The following is a 20,700-nucleotide window of genomic DNA, read 5'->3' as shown; positions in this document are numbered from 1 at the left end:
ACTGCATCAAGTGATCAATTAGACTACTACAAAGCCTTTACATCCACTGTTTGAATAAATTCAACAAAAGCCTTCACAACATTAAGCTGAAGAGTTGACTCCTGATAATACATGGAAGTTGCTCGCGTAACAGTCTCTCCATTCGGCAAAGTTAATGGCAAAGTAATAATTTCGGGATAAGAACGAACGACGAGATTTGCTAAAATACCATAACCTAATCCATTTAAAATCATTTCCTTACAGGTTTCCACTTGATTTACTTGAATGTTAATATTAGCTGGCTTCTGATAATTCCTATACCACCATGAATCAACTAACTGTTTCATTTGCTCATCTGTACGATAATCAATGCGTGGTAGTTCAGGTAGTTGTTCTAATGTGAAATCCCAAGGGGCCGCAATACAAATTTCTTCTTCATATAATAATTGCTTTTTACCTTTCCAAGAAAAATCTCCTTTAATAAAACCGATATGAACATCATGATTTAAGACAAGCCGATACATGTCACTACTCCAACCTGTCACTACCTGGAATTCAACATGTGGGTAGCTTTGTTTGAATAGACGGAGGAGCTTCGGAATTTTATGTGTCGCAAAAAAGTTAGAGACACCAAGCCTTAATGTGCCACTTACTTGTTTTTTTGAATGATGGATCGCTTCTTCTATTTCCCGCTCTTGTCGTAATTGTATTTTTGCATGTGCACATAATAATTCTCCCTCAGGGGTAAACATGATCCCTCGTTGTTTTCGAATAATCAAAGCGACCCCGTAATGCTGCTCTAACTTTTGAATACGTGAAGTTAGTGTAGGTTGTGAAACAAATAGTTGTTCAGCAGCAAGGGTTATGTTTTCGGTTTGTTCAAGAGCTACTAGCATTTGCCAATCTTCGGTTTTCATCGAATTGCCTCCAGATATAGAAAAAATTTATGGTTCATGATAAAAATTATATATTTTTCTAATTGTTGAATCAATTTTATAATGAAAAAGAACGGAAAATTGTGATTTTTTGGTCGTTTTAAAGGTTTCAAATAACTTGTCGAGAAATGATTGACTAGTAGTAATGAAAAGCTTGTCTAGATGTAAGCGTTTTAAATTCTGTATGAACCAATTCCAAAAAATGAATTAGGAGGAAGTACGATGAGTTTAAAAGAGTATGGTCCTGGTTTGGAAGGTGTTATTGCTACAGAAACAAAGCTTTCTTTTTTAGATACCGATGTGGAGAAAATTATCATTTGTGGGCATGACTTGATAGAGCTTTCAAAAAAACATCAGTATTTAGATGTTGTTCATCTTTTGTTAGAAGGTGAGCTACCAAGCTCTACGGAAAGGGCAGGGGTAAAGGAACTTTTACAAACGAATTACCATATTCCTGTTGATGTGACGACACTTTTAAAGCTACTACCGAAAAAAACACATCCAATGGATGGTATGCGAACTGGCCTTTCTGCTTTAGCTGGCTATGATGATGAAATTGATAACCGTGAGCAGGCTGTCAATAAAAAACGTGCTTACCAACTTTTAGGACAACTGCCTACCGTTACCGTTAATGCTTATCGCATTATAAAAGGAGAGGATCCGGTAAATCCTGACCCGACATTAAGTTATAGTGAGAATTTCTTGTATATGATTACAGGAAAAGTACCAAGTAAAGTAGAGGCTGAAATTTTTGATCGCTCACTTCTTTTGTATAGTGAACACGAAATGCCCAATTCTACTTTTACCGCGAGAGTAATCGCTTCCACTCAGTCAGATATGTACGGGGCATTAACGGGCGCCGTCGCTTCTCTTAAAGGACATTTACATGGCGGAGCAAATGAAGCTGTGATGTATATGTTAAATGAAGTTGAAACCGTCACACAATTTGAAGAGCTGCTTTATCAAAAGTTAGTCCAAAAAGAGAAGATTATGGGATTCGGCCACCGTGTTTATATGAAAAAAATGGACCCAAGAGCTTTAATTATGAAAGAGTCTTTAAAACAACTCTCTGATTTAGATGGTGACCATCTACTGTTAGAGATGTGTGAGGCGGGCGAACGCGTTTTGCGTGAAGAAAAGGGTTTGTATCCAAACTTAGATTACTACGCAGCACCTGTCTACTGGAAGTTAGGAATTCCAATAGAATTATACACACCCATCTTTTTCAGTGCTAGAACGGTTGGACTTGCTGCACATGTGATTGAACAACATGACAATAATCGCCTCTTCAGACCACGCGTCCGTTATATAGGAAAAGATTATTAAATCTGAAACCAGAGAAATCCAAAACAGAGCCCTAGTATACCAGTACCAGTCAGCCAATAAGCAAAAAAATGATTCATGAACTCTAACCAAAGTAACTAATCACCAACAAACATGAAAGTAGTGTTTGGCTCTTTAACTGGTGTCATTTCATTCAATTTGGGTTTTGAATGAGAAGCAAATGAACCAAAGAGTCGGCACTAAAAGGTTCCATCGTGTCAGTTACTCAAAGGAAGTAGGTGAGTAACTGCACGAAAAGGGCTGATCGTGTCAGTTACTGAAGGTAAGAGGGTGAGTAACTACACGAAAACGGCTAATCATGTCAGTTACTCACAGGAAGTAGATGAGTAACTGCACGAAAACGGCCAATCATGTCAGTTACTCAAGGGGTATGTTGTCACAATGAGCTTTTGAACTTAATGATTAGTCGTAACCTGTAACACTGGAAGTGAACTTGAGAATTAACAGTAACCTAGCGGGCGAGTCATGCGGAGACTCCCATCGGACGTCATGGCAGAGATGAAATCCGCTGACTGCACCGATTAGCTCAGTGCCAGCCCACAGGACGCGTAGCATGATTTTCGGTAGCGATGAGTAAAGCTCCGCACATGAGTATCAGCATCAACTTTCAATAAAACGCTCATGGCGGAGCCAAAACCAGCTCCGCCACCAACAAACATGAAAGAATGGTTTTGCTCTTTGACTGGTGGCTTTTCATTCATAAGCGGTTTTGAGGATTCTCACGTTTGGCTGTAGCCCCGCCACTTTTTGAGATAGCTCGTAAGAGCAATCCCAAAAAGATTCAGCGCACCGCACAAACAGCCACAACCAACAAAAAGAGAGAGTAGTCACTCATCAGGATTAGTATCCAATATCCAAGTGTTTTTGGGCCGTTAGCCAAGCTCGCTTGGCTACTTCACGCCATGGCGTGAAGTTTTGAAAATCGAAATGCCATTCAGATGAATCCTTTCATCTGATAAGGCGATTTCGATTTTCAAAAACGGACCAAAAACAAAGACAGAAAGGTCAACACGCAATGAGTACCATCACTAACTTTCATATAAAAAGGAGAGAATACCATGTTACAAACAAATGAAAAAACAAAAACTGACAGTCTTCTAGAAGAAATCGCAGACTATGTAATAAACTATGAAATCACAAGCGAAGAAGCCTATTCAACCGCCCATTATGTTCTCATTGATACGATTGGCTGTGGAATATTAGCCTTAAATTATCCCGAATGTACAAAATTACTAGGACCGATTGTACCTGGTACAATTGTGCCAAACGGAGTACGTGTCCCAGGAACTTCTCACGTACTTGATCCTGTGCAAGGAGCCTTTAATATTGGCACGATGATCCGTTGGTTAGATTATAACGATACATGGCTGGCGGCTGAATGGGGTCATCCTTCAGATAATCTAGGGGGAATACTGGCTGTAGCCGATTATGTCAGTCAACAACGTCAAGCGAAGGGTGAAGAGCCTCTAAAAATGAAAGAAGTTCTTGAGATGATGATTAAAGCACATGAGATTCAAGGGGTTTTAGCTTTAGAAAATAGCTTAAATCGCGTTGGTTTAGACCATGTTCTTTTCGTGAAAATCGCTTCAACCGCTGTAGTAACCAAGATGCTCGGCGGCGGTCGTCAAGAAATCATCAATGCCTTATCTAACGCTTGGATTGATAATTCGAGCTTACGCACCTATCGTCATGCCCCCAATACAGGGTCAAGAAAATCGTGGGCAGCAGGAGACGCGACAAGTCGAGCGGTTAGACTTGCTTTAATGGCTGTAAAAGGTGAAATGGGCTATGAAACAGGTTTAAGTGCACCTGGTTGGGGTTTCCAAGATGTTCTTTTTAAAGGAAAAGAGCTTGTTCTTAGTCAGCCTTTAGGCACATATGTGATGGAAAACGTCTTATTTAAAGTGTCATATCCAGCAGAATTCCATGCTCAAACAGCGGCAGAGGCAGGGGTCGCTCTTCATCACGCTATCAAAGACCGCCTTGATGATATTGACAAGATTACGGTTTCCACACATGAGTCAGCGATTCGAATTATTGATAAACGAGGTCCATTGCATAATCCAGCCGATCGTGATCATTGCCTTCAGTACATTACAGCGGTCGCTTTATTAAATGGAACAATTGTTGCCGAAGATTACGAAGATGCCGCTGCAGCGAATCCGCGTATTGATGAATTAAGAGAAAAGATGGTCATTAGCGAAAACCAAACATATACAGCTGATTATTTGGATCCGAAAAAGCGTTCAATCGCTAATGCTGTCCAAGTATATTTTAAAGATGGGTCAACAACAGATGAGGTTGCGTGTGAATATCCTTTAGGTCACCGCTTCCGTCGTGATGAAGCAAAACCAAGGATTATAGAGAAATATCAATATAATTTAACAACTCAATATGCAAAAAAACAATTACAAGAAATTGAAGAAATCAGTTACGACATTGATACATTAGCTAACTTAACTGTGCAGGCTTTTGTAGAATGTTATGTGAAGTAAGGAGGGGGTGCTAAGATGGTCTGGATTGTCGATAAAGGACATACACAAGAAGAGCTAGCTAAACAGTTCAGAGAAAAAATAGCTGCAAAACCAATTTTACAAATTCCTGGTGCCCATGATGCGATGGCAGGATTAGTAGCTAAAAATGCTGGATTTGAAACGTTATATTTGTCGGGAGGTGCTTATACGGCAAGTAAAGGGCTTCCTGATTTAGGCATGCTCCAGTCAACTGAAGTTGCAGAGCGAGCACAAGAGATTGTTCGAGCGACGAATTTACCAATACTTGTAGATATTGATACGGGGTTTGGGGGCGTTTTAAATGCAGCGAGAACGGCGGTTGAAATGTATGAAGCAAGAGTAGCGGCCGTGCAAATTGAAGATCAGCAATTACCGAAAAAATGTGGGCATCTCAACGGAAAGCAGTTAGTAACCACAGAAGAAATGTTCCAAAAAATTCAAGCATTAAAAAAGACGGTGCCGAGTTTAGTTGTCGTAGCTAGAACGGATGCCTTAGCAAGTGAAGGGCTTGATGCAGCGATAACAAGAGCTAAAGCGTATGTTGATGCCGGTGCCGATGCGATCTTCCCAGAGGCACTCCAGTCGGAAAAAGAGTTTAGTCAATTTAAAGATCACATTCAAGTACCATTATTAGCCAATATGACTGAGTTTGGAAAGACACCATACTTAACAGCTAAGCAATTTGAAGATTTGGGTTATGGGATGGTCATTTACCCAGTGACCTCCTTACGAGTGGCGGCAAAAGCGTATGAACACGTCTTTACACTCATAAAAAACGAAGGAACACAAGTAGGAGCATTAGAACATATGCAAACGAGAAAAGAGCTATATGATACGATTGCTCACAATGATTTTGAAGACTTAGATAAACGTATTGCGAAAACGGTTTTGGATGAAAGTCATTCTCCTTCATAAGTATAACAATCAGGAGGCTGGCTAGTGATTACCCTATCACTAGCCAGCTTTTTCTATTTATTCTACATAACGTTTCTTCATCCAACCAACAATATCGGTTCCTTCTTGCTCGCGAATTGTATCGACACTTTCATGTCCAATAATCTGTCCGTTTTTGATGAGAATGACCTCATCTAAAATCATTTCAAACTCTTTGATCTCATGGGTCGTGATTAAAATTAATTGCTTTTCTAAATCTACAAAAGAAACAAGGCTTTTCATGATAGAGTCTCGAACTAGCGGGTCTAAGCCTGAAAGGGGCTCATCCATGACCACGATGGGAACATCTCTAGATAAAGCCAATACGATTTTTAACCGGCCACGATTGCCCTTTGATAATTTTTTTACTTTATCTGTTAATGTTAATTCCATAAAAACTAACATATCTTCCGCTTTCGAACGATTAAAGTCGTTAAATTGTCCTTGATAAAAATCTAAAACATCTTTGACAGTCATGTAAGAATAAAACATATCTTCATCAGATAGAAAACTAACATGGCTGGCGATTCGCCTTGAAACAGGTTGCTCAAAGACGTGAACCGTTCCACTACTAGGAGAAGTTAACCCAGCAATGAGTTTTAGTGTTGTTGATTTACCACTACCATTCTCGCCTATTAACCCAATGATTTTCCCTTTTTCAAGGTGGAGGTCGATATCTTTTAGAGCTGTTTTCAAACCGTATTTTTTCGTGACTTGCTTTAGTTGAATCATTCAAAATCACCTCGTTTTGATAATTGTAAGAAGGTCTGAAGTCCTTCAATAATTTCGGGTTCACGATAACCCATTTCTTTCATACCGATGACAAATCGTTCGATTTCAATTTGTTTTGTTGATTCTCTCATTTTCGTTAAAATCGTGCTATCTTCAGTCACAAATGTACCTTGGCCCCGCCTTGATTCAGCAATCTTCTCATGCTCCAGTTCCCTATATGTTCTTTGAACCGTATTAGGGTTAACGCCTGACTGAACAGCTAATTCACGTACAGATGGCAATTTGTCACCGGGTTTGAGTTCGTCACGCATAATTTCTTTTTTGATTCGCTCGACAAGTTGTAAGTAAATCGGTTGATTCGTCTGAAAAGTGTCAGTCATTTTTTACACCTCAAGCTTTCGATCCAAAATCCAACTCGAAGTGGCAAACAAAATGATTAGAAGAATACCCTGAATAACAAAGTCACCGACATAGAGTGATACTTCTGTATTAGCTCCAGACATCTCTAAGCCTGTTTGGTCAAAGGAGAAATTGAACTCACCAAATTGAATCGTTTGGCTGACATAACCCCATTGGGTAAGCGTCTGAAAAAAAGCTGTTTCTGTTAGTTCACCGTAAAAATACATGGAAGTAACAAATAAAACGGCTGAAACAATAAAGCTAAGCGTAGGCTTTAAATATTTTTTGAACAATAGGTAGAGTATATAAAAGAACAATAGGACGATTGTCATCGAAATGGTAAATTGAAAAAGCATAAACAAAAACATAGCCATAATTTGTGTGACATTAAGTGCGAAAATTTCATTTAATGGTAATTCTACGAGACCTAAGAGAATAGGGATAAAAATAAACAAGCTTGTGAATAGTAGCGAAATGAACATCGAGATTAACCCTGCTACAAGTTTAGCTCCAAGCAAAGCGTACCCCGGTAATGTATTATGAAGCCATACATGTAGATTTTCTTTTTGCATACTATGATAGAAATAACCGAGCAGGAATAATATATGGAAAGCCATCAGAAATAAAGCGGTCATAGAAACGTGGGAAAGCCCAATCCCAAAGTAGCTTTCAGTCAAAATATAAGACAAGCTTGTGATGATAATCGTAGCAATCATAGCACCGTACAGCATGCCTTTTCCTAAATGAAATTCCTTTTTAATTAAATGTAACCAAGTATTCATAAGAACCTCCTTAATTGTGTTGGTGTATTAATTAGATAGTACACTAATACAAGATATGTTGTCAATATATTTTTGCCACAAGGATTTTCAAGTTTTTTCTTTAAAAAACAAGTAAACAAGTCATGTGGTGCAAATACTTTACAGAAGTGTGGGAATCAGTAAAAATAAGAGAAGATTAAAAGGAGGGAGTATTATCGCACATTTTATTGCATACATCATCATTTTTTTAGCAGCAGCGACACCTTTTATTGAGGTTGTTTTTACAATTCCGGTAGGGGCTATTGCTGGATTGAATGTTTGGCTCGTGACATTTGTAGCAACGTTTGGGAATGTCCTAACGGTTGTTATTGTTATAGCATTAGCCGATCGTATTAGAGAATGGCAAAGACGAAGGAATGCAGAAAAAGGAAAGGTTAATAAGAAAAATGAACGGGCAGAAAAAATCATGAGTCGATTTGGATTACCGGGTCTTGCGCTATTAGGTCCTGTATTTGTCGGGAGTCATTTAGCTGTGCTATTAGCTATATCACTAGGAAGTAGCAAAAAACACGTTACCTCTTGGGTACTAGGTAGTGTCATTGGCTGGGGAATTATTACCGGTATTGCTTCTTATTATGCTTTAGATTTTTTCCAATTTGAGCAAGAAAGTGGCTTTTTGTATGACTTAATCGAGCGCTTCAATCAATAAGTGGTTTAAGAGTAATGAAATGAGGAAAAATATAAGCAAATAACGATGAGTAGTCGATTTGGAGGGCTTCAGTTGAAAAAGCACCCTATTTTAGTGACATGGACTTTACTTTGTTTAATTGTTACCTTAAGTGTGAATTACTTCTTACCAGTCAGTAGGAATGTTTCAGATGTAGCGAATGCTTTGAATAATGAGATTGAACCTGCCGGATATGCTTTTGCGATTTGGGGCCTTATATACGTATTGATGGCGATTTGGATTATTCGAGCTTACTTTGTTCGTGGTTATCAACAGGAATTATATGGGAAAGTCTTAGGATGGACTTCGATCAATTTATTGTTTAATGGATTATGGGTTATCAGCTATGGTTCTGGGCAAATCATTGTAAGCCTCGCCATCATTGTCGTCATTTTATTAACACTTATTATGATTTATCGGATCATCTCTGTAAATAATGAAGAAGTGAAGCCATTTATGAGATTACCGATTTCCTTGTATATGGGTTGGGTTTCGGTTGCAACGATTATTAATGTGTTTAATGTATTTACAGATCGCGGCATTGAATCATTCCTATTTCTTGATGAAATTGCGTGGACCATTATTATGCTTGTTATTGGATGGTTATTAGCTTTTACACTGATGAAGAGATTTGATGACATCATTTACCCTCTACCATTCATTTGGGCATATGTTGCTATCTATGTGGAAAGTACGAATATGTATGTTCAATACGTAAGCTTAGGACTTGCGATTGTCGTCGGATTATTTGTCCTGTATCAGGTCATATTGAGATTAAAGAACCGGTAAAAGAACGATATTTTTACAAATTAATAATTCGGTTCCGTTATTTTGAGCTAAGATGCTAAAGGTAACGGATTTTTTTATATAAAAGCAAGGAAAGGTGCCAGTTGTTGTAGGAAAAGCCCGGAAGTAACAGAGCGAGTTCGGCGTCATGTGATTGTCGCGGAGCATGATTTTTCGGTAGCGGTGAGCAAAGCTCCGAATACCAGCTGTAAGCAACTTTTATATAAAACCCATTGAATTTTTCATCATTTCAGTTTATAATTGATTATCATTATCAATTAGAATATTATATAAAGGGAAAGAGTATTTTTTTTGGACTTTTTTATTTCGTAGGTCTAAATAAAATTCTGAGAGAAGGGGTTGGAGAAGATACAATTACTAAGAAGATTTTTCTCATATTATAAACCATATAAGTGGCTATTTATTTTAGATTTTTCATGTGCCATTTTAGTAGGTTTATTAGAATTAGCATTTCCATTAGCCGTTAACCAAGTCATTGACCGCTTATTACCGATGGGTGAATGGACGATTATTTTATGGGCATGTTTAGGTTTATTATTTATTTATGCACTTAATACTTTCTTACACTTTGTCGTTACATATTGGGGTCACAAGTTAGGAATCAATATTGAGACAGATATGAGACAAAAGCTTTTTACTCATATGCAGAAACTATCATTTGGCTACTATGATAATAATAAAACAGGGCACTCTATTTCGAGGCTTACTAAGGATTTAGAGGAAATTGGGGAAGTAGCCCATCATGGACCAGAGGATGTTTTTGTTGCTGTCATGACACTTCTTGGAGCCTTTTTAATTATGTTAGGGATTAACTGGAAACTTGCATTAATTTCGTTTGTTGTTATTCCATTATTGATGATTTTTGCCATTCATTTCAATAAAAAAATGACTGGAACTTTCCGTAAGATGTTTGGTGATGTTGCCGAAATTAACTCTCGTGTAGAGGATAGTATTGGTGGAATCCGTGTCGTACAAGCTTTCGCTAATGAGAAGTACGAGCAAAAGCAATTTTCCAATAACAATCAAAAATATCGTCAAACAAAGCTGGAATCGTATAAAATCATGGCCCAAAATATTATGTCAAACTATATGTTTATGCGAATTGTGACGTTATTTACACTAATTGGTGGAACCTATTTTGTGCTTGGTGGCCAATTAACAAATGGTGAATTTGTTGCTTTTATCCTATTATCCAATGTTTTATTAGGCCCTATTCAAAAAATAAATGCCGTTATTGAGAGTTACCCGAAAGGTATTGCTGGGTTTAAACGTTATTGTGAAATTTTAGATACCGAGCCTGATATTAAGGACAATCCAAATGCAAAGGATATCCAAGTGAATGGTGCTATTTCCTATAAACAAGTATCTTTTGGTTATACGCAGCATGACAAAATTTTAAATAATATTAGTCTTTCCATCTCACCTGGAGAAACAGTAGCTTTTGTTGGACCTTCTGGTGCAGGTAAAACAACACTTTGTTCTTTGTTACCTCGTTTTTATGAAGCGACGAGTGGTGATATTCAAGTTGATGGGCATTCAATTAAGGATATTACCTTAGAATCACTCCGGACCCAAATTGGGATCGTGCAACAGGATGTATTTCTATTCTCAGGGACAATTAGGGAAAATATTGCTTACGGTAAACTAGATGCTAGCGATGAAGAGATTTATGAAGCAGCGAAAAAAGCACAGCTGGATGATTTCTTACAGTCTCAACCTGATGGTTTACAGACGGTGATCGGGGAAAGGGGTGTGAAATTATCAGGAGGGCAAAAGCAGCGTTTAGCCATTGCTAGAATGTTCTTGAAAAATCCACCAATCCTTATTTTAGATGAAGCGACTTCTGCTCTTGACACGGAAACAGAAATGGCTATTCAACAGTCATTAACAGAACTGTCTAAAGGTAGAACGACACTCGTTATTGCACATCGTTTGGCAACGATAAAAAATGCTGACCGCATTGTAGTTGTTACAAAGGATGGAATTAAAGAGCAAGGTAAACACGAGGAATTGATTGAAAAGGAAGGCGTTTACCGTAGGTTACACTTAGCTCAATTCGGTTAATGTCTAGTATGTATTCATAGATAAGGAAAGTTCTTGCTTATAGATAGGCGAGAGCTTTTCTTTTTGGTGAATTTGTTGCTTATGCTTTTTTACGTTTACCTTTTGAGCTTTGAATGTTTGTACTTTTGTATTTGCCTATTCATTTCTTGTGAAAATGGAGGGTTTTATCGATTAGAAAAATAATCGATGAAACATTGTGAACAACACAGTGCTTCACATATTTTATAATCATGTAGTATCAAGGTCATTCAGGTATGGTGTATAGTTGTCATGAATAGACTGATAGTGTGGGTGAAAGGAGAGAATGAGATGTTTTTGGAAAAGGGTTTAAATCGAATCGTTGTTTATGGGAAAGGAATTGTTCGTGATGCACCAAATGTTGCCTTTGTTGTGGTAGGAGTTGAAACAGAAGGCAAAGAGGTGGAACAGGTTCAAACAGAGAATGCTGAGAAAATGCAAAGCATTTTGTCCGTTTTACAACAGGAAGGCATTCCGAATGAACTCATTCGTACGATCGAATATCAGTTACAGCCGATTTATGACTTTCATAATAACCAGCAACTATTTAGTCATTATCGTCTTACGCATCTTCTAGAAGTGGAAATAGAGGATATTCAGAAAACAGGTCAAGTTCTTGACAAAGTTGTTCAAGCAGGTGCGAACCGCACACAATCTGTACAGTTTAAAAGCAATCGAGAAAATCAATTATATCGCCAGGCCCTTACGAAAGCGGTTGAAGATGCTAAAAAAAAGGCGATTGAATTAGCAGCGAGTAATCAGGTCAAATTAAAACAAACACCGTTATTGATACACGAACAAGGCCAAGTTGCTCAACCGTTCAGTCCAAGGCTCCAAACATTTGAAGCCGCATCAACACCGATCTCAACTGGACTACTGGCTATTGAGGCGAACGTAGAAGTTGTATATGAATATGAGTAAGAATCAATCATAGGGACTAACAGGCGGGACATGGCTAATGAATAGTCGCCATTTTAGTTCGATAGAAAGTGCCCTGTCTAAGAGCAGGGCATTATCTTTTAGTTAAGAAACCCCTTACATAAAAAAATCATCAATGAAACATTCTTTTTAGTTTCATTTTTTGATAGGATATAGAAAAACAACATGAAATCCATAAAAAGAAAAGAAGTATCCATGGACTTAGAAAGAAGGAAATATGTTAAAATTTATTCTTGCAATTGCAATTATTATTGGTGGACTACTAGTTGGTCGGTTACTTCGCCTTTTTATTCAGAAAAATGGTCAATCATCACGTATTCCTTTTGATAAAATGATTCAAAAAATGATTCCATTTGTTCTTTTAGGGATCAATCCCATTATATTATTAGCTGCCTTTTGGATTGTAGAAATCGAAGAAATGAAGTTTCTTTTACTTCCCGTTCTTGGCATATTCGCTCTGATTATTGGTGGAGCACTAGCGATACTTTCCTCAAGACTTTTACGGCATCAACCGGTCCAAACAGGTGCGATGTTTGTTAGTGGTAGCTTCTCCAATTGGGGAGCATTTGGAATGCTATTTTGCTTTTTATTATTAGGTGAGATGGGCTTAGCATTCGCGGCCATGGTTCGTCTATTTGAGGAATTATTTTATTACACAGTTTGTTTCCCGGTTGCTAAAGGGTACGGCCCTAATGCTAAGCAAGACCAAGCACCTTCCCGTTTTAAAAAAATAGTGACCGATCCGTTTATTCTCGTCACGTTTTCAGCAATTAGTATCGGTGCGATATTAAACTTCTCGGGCATTGTTAGGCCTGAACTAGTCGGTAATCTTAATGAATTTCTTGTACCGCTAGCTTCCTTTTTATTAGTGGTGCCTTTAGGGTTTACGATGAAGGTCAATTCAGTGAGGAAGTATTATAAAGAAGGATTGATTATTTCTAGTATTAAATTTATTAGTGTTCCTATAATAACTGTATCAGCCGCTTGGCTATTAGGCTTGGGTGCTTATCAAGATGGATTATTAATTTATGTTCTTTTAATCTTATCTGCAATGCCTCCAGCGGTGATGTCACTCGTTCCAGCACAGCTATATAAGCTTGATATTGAACTAGCGAATGCTAACTGGATAGTCAGTACGTCCATGTTACTCGTTGTATTACCTATTTTATATTTACTGATTCCTTAAATGAGGGAGGTTTTGTTGATGAGAATGGATGATAGAGAGTTAATGAAGGTTTGGAAAGAAAGAAGTGCCTACGAACCCGGGCAAATTGTAACAGACGATAAAATTGATCACATTGAGAAAGCGATTGGTTTTCGTTTGCCTCATATCTATAAACAATTAATGAAGCTACAAAATGGTGGGGAAATGGTTATACCTATATATCCGGATGATGAGCTACCATTTGTTATTCAGTATTTGCAAGAATTAGAGCTAGACAAAGGTGTAGGGTTATCTACAATCTTTGTTGAAGAATTGCACTTACCAAAAGATCTCGTATTGATTACAGGTGACATGTATAATTGGTTAGCTCTTGATTACCGAGTTGAATTTAAAGAGGAGCCTTCTGTTGTTTTTTTATATGAAGGAGAAGATAGTAATTGGAAAGAGATTCTCGTAGCCGAGACGTTTGAAGAGTTAATCACGGATCTATTGTTAGAAATCAAATCATAGAAATGTAAACACGCTTAAAAATGGGTAAATAAAATTCTATTATCTCATTTAAATTTTCTTATTATGAAGGGAAAGCTGATTCTTCAAGGTTATTCATATGACTTTTTGAGAACAGCTTTTTTTCTTGAATTTTCCACCATCATTGATTATGATAAATATGTATCAAAAAATGATACCGCTTACATTACTTGTCCTACTTAACCTCACGCGTACCCTACTTCTATGACTGCTTTACTTATTCATTAACGTTCTCTTTATTCTCTTTAACTATGTAGCAAGCCTAGCCGTATGATAAGTTTTATAGTTTTTTGTTCTTAGAATGACTATGCTAACAGAAAGGGCTGAAGCCATGTGCATTTTGAATTAACGAAAGAACAAGCGATGATTAAAAAGTTGGTTCGTGATTTTGCTTTAAACGAGGTCGCACCTGAGGCAGATGAGCGTGATAAAAGTGGAGAATTCCCTTTACAGCTTTTTAAAAAATTATCTGCATTAGGGTTAATGGGATTACCTTTTCCAGAGAAATATGGAGGTGCCGAAGCGGACACAATTTCCTTTGCTCTTGTCGTCGAGGAGTTGAGTAGAGTTTGCGGATCAACCGGTATTACGTATTCCGCACATATTTCTCTTGGTGGTGCACCGCTATATTTATTTGGTACAGAAGAACAAAAGCAAAAATATTTGACGCCTTTGTGTACAGGTGAATATTTAGGAGCTTTTGGTTTAACGGAGCCTAATGCTGGTTCTGATGCTGGTGGAACACAAACCAAAGCGAAGAAGCTTGGTGATCATTGGGAGATTAATGGGACAAAATGTTTTATTACGAATGCAAGCTATGCGAAAAACTTGGCATTAACAGCCGTAACGGATTCATCAAAAGGGATCAATGGAATTAGTGCTTTTATTGTTCCCACCGCTGCTGAAGGATTTACGGTACTAAATCAATATGAAAAGCTGGGCCTGCATTCATCAAACACGACGGAACTTGTATTAGAAAATGTAAGCGTTAATCAAGAGGCGTTATTAGGTGTTGAAGGTGAGGGCTTCAAACAATTTTTAGCGACATTAGATGGGGGAAGAATTGGAATCGGTGCAATGGCGGTAGGGATAGCTCAAGCTGCTTATGAAAAAGCATTAGCTTACGCAAAGCAACGGAAACAATTTGGTCAGTCATTATCTTCCTTTCAAGCTATTCAATTTAAGTTGGCAGATATGGCTATGCATATTGAGTTAGCTCGAACGATGGTATATAAAGCAGCATGGTTGAAAGATCAAGGTAAAAGATTCAAAAAAGAAGCAGCGATTGCTAAGCTATACGCGTCAGAAATATGTATGAAAGCATGTGATCAAGCGATTCAAATTCATGGTGGCTATGGTTATATGAAAGAATACCAAGTGGAAAGATTTTTCCGCGATGCAAAGCTTTTAGAGATTGGTGAAGGAACTTCTGAAGTGCAAAGAATGGTTATTGCAAAAGAAATAGGGTGTACATCTTAGGTTATAAAGAATTGGAGGCATCAAAATGTTTCATAAAATTCTTATTGCCAATCGTGGTGAGATAGCTGCACGGATTATCCGAACGTGCGAAAAATTAAATATTCAAACGGTGGCAGTGTATTCAGAAGCAGATAAAGAAGCGACTTTTGTAAGAGCAGCAGATGAAGCCTACTTAATTGGGGGCCCACGTGTCTCAGAAAGTTATTTAAATATCGAAAAAATCATCGAAGTGGCAAAAGCTGCTCACGTAGAAGCCATTCATCCTGGATATGGATTATTATCAGAAAATCCTGAATTCGTAAAAAGATGTGAAGAGGAAGGTATCGTTTTTATCGGTCCAACAGCAGCGACTATCGCAAAAATGGGCAGTAAAATCGAAGCAAGGAAAGCAATGGCTTTAGCAGATATTCCGATTGTTCCAGGAATCGAGCATCAGCTTTTAAATGTAGAAGATGCTGTTTTTACAGCTCAAAAGATAGGTTATCCAGTCATGCTTAAAGCATCTGCTGGTGGCGGTGGGATTGGCATGCAAGTCGCCTTTAATGATGTAGAGTTAGAAAAGGCTTTTATTAGCAATCAAAAGCGTGCTCTCAACTTTTTCGGTGAAGGATCGATGTATATGGAAAAATATATTGAAAATCCACGTCATATTGAAATCCAAATCATCGCTGACAAGTTAGGAAATACCGTTTATTTATGGGAGCGTGAATGCTCGATCCAAAGAAGACATCAAAAAGTGATTGAAGAAGCTCCGTCACCATTTTTAAGTGAGGAAACAAGAAGGCAGATGGGTGAATCAGCGGTGCTTGCAGCCAAGGCTATTGGTTATGAGAATGCCGGAACGATTGAATTTATTGTCGATGAGGAACAAAACTATTATTTTTTAGAAATGAATACGAGATTACAAGTGGAACATCCGGTGACGGAAGAAATTACAAAATTGGACCTTGTGGAACAACAAATTAAAATTGCATGCGGTGAAAAGCTCACTTATGGACAGAAGGATATTAGTAAAGAGGGTCATGCCATCGAGGCACGTATATATGCAGAAGATCCGGTCACTTTTTTTCCTTCACCAGGAACGATTACAAACTTAGAGATTCCAAACGGTCCAGGGATTAGACATGAGCTCGGTGTTGAAACGAACTCAACTGTGACACCGTTTTATGATCCAATGATTGCGAAATTAATCGTTACAGCCAATACGAGAAATGAAGCCATTGAGTTAATGGTCCATGCCTTACAAAATTATGAAGTGACAGGTATTAAAACGAATATTCCATTACTGCTGGACATCTTTGAACATGAAGCTTTTGCAGCCGGCAATACAACAACGAATTTTATTGAGAAAACATTAAAAGTATGAGGAGGAATAATTGTGGCAGTAATTACAGCTAGTATGGCAGGAAATGTATGGAAATTATTGGTAGGTAAAGGAGAAGCAGTAAAGGCTGGAGATGAGGTAGCTATCTTAGAATCAATGAAAATGGAGATACCGATTACAGCTGAGCAAGATGGAATTGTGAAAGAAGTAAAAACGAGCGAAGGGGACTTTATCAACGAAGGCGATGTTTTATTTGAAATGGAATAAAAGGATGTGATTCCATGACTTTACCAAAGCAAGTCACGATTAAAGAAGTTGGACCTCGTGATGGTTTACAAAATGAGCAAAAATGGTTAGCCACTGAAGATAAAGTAGCTTGGATTAATCAATTATCAGCTTGTGGCTTCAATACGATAGAAATCAGCTCGTTTGTATCACCAAAATGGATTCCGGCATTAAAAGACGCGGAAGAAGTTGCCCGGTTAATTGAACGTAAAAATGGGGTTACTTATTCAGCTTTAGTCCCAAATCAACGTGGATTAGAAAGAGCATTGCATGTGGGCGTTGATGAAATCGCAGTTTTTATGTCAGCGAGTGAAACGCATAATCAAAAGAATATAGCTAAATCGATTTCAGCAACATTGCCTGTATTAGAAGAGGTTGTGAGGGGTGCTAAACAAGAAAATAAAAAAACACGTGCTTATGTATCGACTGTTTTTGGATGCCCTTATGAAGGTGAGATATCACCTGAAAATGTTCTTTCCATTGGAGACGCATTGTTTGAGATGGATATAGATGAGATTTCATTAGGGGATACGATCGGTGTCGCAAATCCAAAACAAGTAGAAGATTTTCTCTCATTGTGGCAAAGGAACTTTCCAAAAGAAAAGTGTGCGTTACATTTTCATGATACGCGTGGTTTAGCCCTTGCTAATATTCATGCAGCTTTGACACTAGGCTATACGACTTTTGACGCTTCAACGGCAGGTTTGGGTGGCTGTCCTTATGCTCCAGGAGCATCGGGGAATGTAGCAACGGAAGATTTACTTTACATGCTTCATCATATGGGCATTGAAACGGGCTTAGATGAGCAGGCGATCCTACAGGCGAGCGCATTCGTTTCAAAGAAATTAGCCAGAAAGCAGTTAAGTCATAACTTACAAGTATACATGACTGATAGAGAAACCTATTCCTAGTAGGAGGACTAAATGAAAACAAATAACGAAGAAGTTAAGACACTTGAAGAACGAGCTCAGCGCATTTACCAGGGTGGTGCACAGAAATATCACGAACATAATGAAAAGCAAGGTAAACTTTTTGTGAGAGAACGTTTGCAGTTATTGTTTGACCCAGATTCTTTTGTTGAAGAGGCTCTGTTTGCTAATAGTGAGGCTGATGGTTTACCTGCTGATGGTGTTGTAACAGGTTATGGAAAAATCAATGGTCAAACGGTATGTGTTATGGCTAATGATTCAACCGTGAAAGCCGGTTCATGGGGACAAAGAACCGTTGAAAAGATTATTCGTATTCAGGAACGTGCAGAACGTCTCCAAGTGCCGATGTATTATTTAGTAGATTCTGCCGGTGCTAGAATTACGGATCAAGTTGAAATGTTTCCAGGTAGAAGGGGAGCAGGTCGAATTTTTTATAATCAAGTAAAGCTTTCAGGACAGATACCCCAAATTTGCTTATTGTTTGGTCCGTCTGCTGCTGGAGGAGCATACATTCCAGCCTTTTGTGATATCGTCGTAATGGTCGACCAAAATGCGTCCATGTATCTAGGTTCCCCTAGAATGGCGGAAATGGTGATAGGCGAAAAAGTTAGTTTGGAGGAAATGGGTGGTGCAAGGATGCATTGTTCTATTTCTGGATGTGGAGATATTTTGGCATTGAATGAACAAGAAGCAATTGAAATGGGCCGAACATACTTAAGCTACTTTCCAGCAAATTTTGCCGAAAAGCCAAAACAAGTAAAGGCAGAGGAAGCTGTAATATTTGAAAAAACGATTGAGGATATTATTCCTGCAAATCAGAATGTACCTTTTAATATGTATGAATTAATTGATAGAATCATTGATGAAGGAAGCTTTTTTGAGATAAAGAAGCTTTTTGCACAAGAAGTCATTACTTGTTTTGCGAGACTGAGTGGTCGTTCAGTCGGCATTGTCGCTAACCAACCGAAAGTAAAAGGTGGTGTACTTTTCCCTGACTCGGCTGATAAAGTCGCAAAATTTGTACAATTATGTGATGCCTATCATATTCCGTTAGTGTTCTTAACAGACGTTCCGGGATTTATGATTGGTACAAAAGTAGAGAGAGCAGGAATAATCCGTCACGGTGCTAAAATGGTTGCGGCCATCTCAGAAGCAACGGTACCTAAAATTTCAATCATTGTAAGAAAAGCGTATGGAGCAGGCTTATATGCGATGTGTGGACCTGCATTTGAGCCTGATTGTTGCATAGCCTTACCAACAGCACAAATTGCAGTCATGGGTCCTGAAGCAGCCGTAAATGCCGTGTATGCCAAGAAGATTAGTGAGCTTGATGAAGGGGATAGAGCCGCTTTTATTGAAGAAAAAAGACGTGAGTATAAGGAAAACATTGATGTATATCGTCTTGCATCTGAACTCGTTATTGACGGCATTGTCCATGGAAATGAGCTTCGAAATGAGTTGATCGACCGATTAGATGTGTATGCTTCCAAACAGCAAATTTTTAGCCATAGGAAACATCCGGTATACCCTGTGTAAACGGAAGAAGGGATGAATTATGAGAACCGTTATAGTTGGAGGGGCAAGAACGCCTTTTGGTAAATTTGGAGGACATCTAGCCTCTCTTACAGCTATGGAACTTGGTGGAATCGCTATTAAGGAGGCGATTCTACGAAGTGGTATTGAGAGCAGTTGGATTGATGAGGTAATTATCGGTCATGTTTTACAAGCGGGCCAGGGACAAATCACTTCTCGCCAAGCAGCGAAAGAAGCAGGGCTTGCTTGGGATGTTACCACAGAAACCATTAATAAAGTGTGTGCCTCTGGTTTACGAGCGTTATCACTAGCTGACCAGATTATTCGTTCCGGCGATGAACAGGTTATCGTTGCAGGTGGGATGGAGTCAATGTCACATGCCCCGTACCTTAACAAGGCAATGAGGTGGGGAGCAAAAATGGGTGACATAAAAATGCACGACTCGATGCTAACAGATGGGTTAACATGTGCGTTTACCGGCGTTCATATGGGCTGCTATGGTAATGAAACAGCGAATAAATTTAACATCACAAGGGAAGCGCAGGACGAGTGGGCTTTGAGAAGTCACTCATTAGCTATCAAAGCACAAGAGCAAGGTCATTTTGCAGAAGAAATCGTGCCTGTTTTAATTAAAAATAGGAAAGATGATTCTGTTTGGGTAAAAGCGGATGAAGCTCCTCGAGCAGACACAAGTTTAACGAAGCTTGGACAACTGAAGCCGGCTTTTGGGGCGAATGGTTCCATAACAGCAGGTAATGCACCAGGAGTGAATGATGGGGCTTGTGCGATGGTAGCGATGAGTGAGGACAAAGCTAAGCAATTAGGTATTCAACCGATAGCAACGATTATCGCTCATGCTTCAGTGGCAGTAGAAGCGTCAGACTTTCCAGAAACACCTGGCTTGGTCATTCAACAATTGTTAAAGAAAGCTAATATGAATGTAGCTGATATTGATTTATTTGAAATTAATGAAGCATTCGCAGCAGTAGCTTTAACCACTCAAAAACTCGTTGATATTGATGAAAATAAAATCAATGTGAACGGAGGAGCTATTGCACTCGGTCACCCAATCGGTGCAAGTGGGGCAAGAATCGTCTTAACACTAATTCATGAACTGAAAAGAAGAGGCGGAGGCTACGGTATCGCCTCCATCTGCAGCGGCGGCGGCCAAGGAGATGCGATTTTACTAAAGGTTTAACTCCATCACAATAAAAGTAGTTCATCTCATTTAAGCTTGTTCAACCGAAAACGAACATAGGAAGTACTCTTTCATCTTTTTTGGTATTTTGTCAACTGCCATTATACT

The 20,700-nt window shown here is 38.6% G+C and carries 19 protein-coding genes; 15 read left to right on the top strand and 4 right to left on the bottom strand.

Annotated features, from left to right (window positions below; translation table 11 throughout):
• Positions 1–26 precede the first annotated feature (26 nt).
• Entirely contained in the window at positions 27–896 is an 870-nt protein-coding gene (locus PQ479_RS03490; RefSeq protein ID WP_047988998.1) for a LysR family transcriptional regulator, read from the bottom strand.
• A 240-nt stretch (positions 897–1,136) separates the two neighbouring features.
• Here PQ479_RS03490 and mmgD point away from each other — a divergent pair, with 240 nt between their 5' ends.
• The 3 genes from mmgD to prpB all read left to right on the top strand — a co-directional run bounded on the left by mmgD (position 1,137) and on the right by prpB (position 5,686).
• Positions 1,137–2,240, top strand: a complete 1,104-nt coding sequence (mmgD, locus tag PQ479_RS03485) for a citrate synthase (protein ID WP_047988999.1) — start codon at positions 1,137–1,139, stop codon at positions 2,238–2,240.
• Between the two features lie 1,076 nt (positions 2,241–3,316).
• Positions 3,317–4,753, top strand: a complete 1,437-nt coding sequence (locus PQ479_RS03480; RefSeq protein ID WP_047989000.1) for a bifunctional 2-methylcitrate dehydratase/aconitate hydratase — start codon at positions 3,317–3,319, stop codon at positions 4,751–4,753.
• A 15-nt stretch (positions 4,754–4,768) separates the two neighbouring features.
• The gene (gene prpB / locus PQ479_RS03475; RefSeq protein WP_047989001.1) at positions 4,769–5,686 is read left to right on the top strand and encodes a methylisocitrate lyase; all 918 of its coding nucleotides are present in this window, start codon (positions 4,769–4,771) and stop codon (positions 5,684–5,686) included.
• Between the two features lie 57 nt (positions 5,687–5,743).
• On the opposite strand, the gene PQ479_RS03470 is transcribed toward prpB, so the two are convergent.
• Genes PQ479_RS03470 through PQ479_RS03460 form a run of 3 tightly spaced genes read right to left on the bottom strand, consistent with a single transcriptional unit; the run spans position 5,744 to position 7,617 of the window.
• A complete protein-coding gene (locus tag PQ479_RS03470; protein ID WP_047989002.1) occupies positions 5,744–6,436 on the bottom strand; it encodes an ABC transporter ATP-binding protein in 693 nt (230 codons plus the stop codon).
• Positions 6,433–6,816, bottom strand: a complete 384-nt coding sequence (locus tag PQ479_RS03465; protein WP_047989003.1) for a GntR family transcriptional regulator — start codon at positions 6,814–6,816, stop codon at positions 6,433–6,435. The genes PQ479_RS03470 and PQ479_RS03465 overlap by 4 nt, the downstream gene beginning before the upstream one ends.
• Before the next feature lie 3 nt (positions 6,817–6,819).
• Positions 6,820–7,617: a hypothetical protein gene (locus PQ479_RS03460; protein ID WP_047989004.1), complete on the bottom strand. Its 798-nt coding sequence runs from the start codon at positions 7,615–7,617 to the stop codon at positions 6,820–6,822.
• 148 nt (positions 7,618–7,765) lie between these two features.
• Between PQ479_RS03460 and PQ479_RS03455 the strand changes: the two genes are divergently transcribed.
• The 12 genes from PQ479_RS03455 (at position 7,766) to PQ479_RS03400 (ending at position 20,592) form a co-directional block, all read left to right on the top strand.
• Positions 7,766–8,305, top strand: coding sequence for a small multi-drug export protein (locus PQ479_RS03455; protein ID WP_053070410.1), 540 nt, complete (start codon positions 7,766–7,768; stop codon positions 8,303–8,305).
• 72 nt (positions 8,306–8,377) lie between these two features.
• Positions 8,378–9,112 carry a TspO/MBR family protein gene (locus PQ479_RS03450; protein WP_047989005.1) on the top strand — a complete coding sequence of 245 codons (735 nt, stop codon included), beginning with the start codon at positions 8,378–8,380 and terminating at the stop codon, positions 9,110–9,112.
• A gap of 357 nt (positions 9,113–9,469) precedes the next feature.
• A complete protein-coding gene (locus tag PQ479_RS03445) occupies positions 9,470–11,194 on the top strand; it encodes an ABC transporter ATP-binding protein (protein ID WP_273716756.1) in 1,725 nt (574 codons plus the stop codon).
• A gap of 309 nt (positions 11,195–11,503) precedes the next feature.
• Complete coding sequence (locus PQ479_RS03440) at positions 11,504–12,133, top strand: SIMPL domain-containing protein (RefSeq protein ID WP_047989006.1); 630 nt, start codon at positions 11,504–11,506, stop codon at positions 12,131–12,133.
• Between the two features lie 235 nt (positions 12,134–12,368).
• Positions 12,369–13,337 (top strand): AEC family transporter, encoded by a 969-nt coding sequence (locus tag PQ479_RS03435; RefSeq protein WP_047989007.1) that lies wholly within the window; start codon positions 12,369–12,371, stop codon positions 13,335–13,337.
• An 18-nt stretch (positions 13,338–13,355) separates the two neighbouring features.
• Positions 13,356–13,826: an SMI1/KNR4 family protein gene (locus PQ479_RS03430; RefSeq protein WP_047989008.1), complete on the top strand. Its 471-nt coding sequence runs from the start codon at positions 13,356–13,358 to the stop codon at positions 13,824–13,826.
• A gap of 351 nt (positions 13,827–14,177) precedes the next feature.
• Positions 14,178–15,323 carry an acyl-CoA dehydrogenase gene (locus PQ479_RS03425; protein ID WP_047989009.1) on the top strand — a complete coding sequence of 382 codons (1,146 nt, stop codon included), beginning with the start codon at positions 14,178–14,180 and terminating at the stop codon, positions 15,321–15,323.
• 25 nt (positions 15,324–15,348) lie between these two features.
• Positions 15,349–16,689: an acetyl-CoA carboxylase biotin carboxylase subunit gene (locus PQ479_RS03420; protein WP_047989010.1), complete on the top strand. Its 1,341-nt coding sequence runs from the start codon at positions 15,349–15,351 to the stop codon at positions 16,687–16,689.
• Positions 16,690–16,701: 12 nt separating this feature from the next.
• Complete coding sequence (locus PQ479_RS03415) at positions 16,702–16,914, top strand: acetyl-CoA carboxylase biotin carboxyl carrier protein subunit (RefSeq protein WP_047989011.1); 213 nt, start codon at positions 16,702–16,704, stop codon at positions 16,912–16,914.
• Positions 16,915–16,928: 14 nt separating this feature from the next.
• On the top strand, positions 16,929–17,843 hold the full coding sequence (locus PQ479_RS03410; protein WP_047989012.1) for a hydroxymethylglutaryl-CoA lyase: 915 nt from the start codon (positions 16,929–16,931) through the stop codon (positions 17,841–17,843).
• Between the two features lie 12 nt (positions 17,844–17,855).
• Complete coding sequence (locus PQ479_RS03405; RefSeq protein ID WP_047989013.1) at positions 17,856–19,397, top strand: acyl-CoA carboxylase subunit beta; 1,542 nt, start codon at positions 17,856–17,858, stop codon at positions 19,395–19,397.
• A gap of 16 nt (positions 19,398–19,413) precedes the next feature.
• On the top strand, positions 19,414–20,592 hold the full coding sequence (locus PQ479_RS03400) for an acetyl-CoA C-acetyltransferase (protein ID WP_047989014.1): 1,179 nt from the start codon (positions 19,414–19,416) through the stop codon (positions 20,590–20,592).
• Positions 20,593–20,700: the final 108 nt, after the last annotated feature.

The sequence above is a fragment of the Alkalihalobacillus pseudalcaliphilus genome (assembly GCF_028610675.1).
Classification (GTDB): Bacteria; Bacillota; Bacilli; order Bacillales; family Bacillaceae_D; genus Alkalihalobacillus; species Alkalihalobacillus pseudalcaliphilus.
This window is presented reverse-complemented; position numbering and strand designations above follow the sequence as displayed.

What these genes read in the sequence shown, in the direction of transcription:
- PQ479_RS03465 (WP_047989003.1), bottom strand. Translation starts at nt 6,816, where the DNA reads ATGACTGACACTTTTCAGACGAATCAACCGATTTACTTACAACTTGTC.
- PQ479_RS03430 (WP_047989008.1), top strand. Translation starts at nt 13,356, where the DNA reads ATGAGAATGGATGATAGAGAGTTAATGAAGGTTTGGAAAGAAAGAAGT.
- PQ479_RS03435 (WP_047989007.1), top strand. Translation starts at nt 12,369, where the DNA reads ATGTTAAAATTTATTCTTGCAATTGCAATTATTATTGGTGGACTACTA.
- PQ479_RS03420 (WP_047989010.1), top strand. Translation starts at nt 15,349, where the DNA reads ATGTTTCATAAAATTCTTATTGCCAATCGTGGTGAGATAGCTGCACGG.
- mmgD (WP_047988999.1), top strand. Translation starts at nt 1,137, where the DNA reads ATGAGTTTAAAAGAGTATGGTCCTGGTTTGGAAGGTGTTATTGCTACA.
- PQ479_RS03470 (WP_047989002.1), bottom strand. Translation starts at nt 6,436, where the DNA reads ATGATTCAACTAAAGCAAGTCACGAAAAAATACGGTTTGAAAACAGCT.
- prpB (WP_047989001.1), top strand. Translation starts at nt 4,769, where the DNA reads ATGGTCTGGATTGTCGATAAAGGACATACACAAGAAGAGCTAGCTAAA.
- PQ479_RS03410 (WP_047989012.1), top strand. Translation starts at nt 16,929, where the DNA reads ATGACTTTACCAAAGCAAGTCACGATTAAAGAAGTTGGACCTCGTGAT.
- PQ479_RS03440 (WP_047989006.1), top strand. Translation starts at nt 11,504, where the DNA reads ATGTTTTTGGAAAAGGGTTTAAATCGAATCGTTGTTTATGGGAAAGGA.
- PQ479_RS03490 (WP_047988998.1), bottom strand. Translation starts at nt 896, where the DNA reads ATGAAAACCGAAGATTGGCAAATGCTAGTAGCTCTTGAACAAACCGAA.
- PQ479_RS03480 (WP_047989000.1), top strand. Translation starts at nt 3,317, where the DNA reads ATGTTACAAACAAATGAAAAAACAAAAACTGACAGTCTTCTAGAAGAA.
- PQ479_RS03460 (WP_047989004.1), bottom strand. Translation starts at nt 7,617, where the DNA reads ATGAATACTTGGTTACATTTAATTAAAAAGGAATTTCATTTAGGAAAA.
- PQ479_RS03405 (WP_047989013.1), top strand. Translation starts at nt 17,856, where the DNA reads ATGAAAACAAATAACGAAGAAGTTAAGACACTTGAAGAACGAGCTCAG.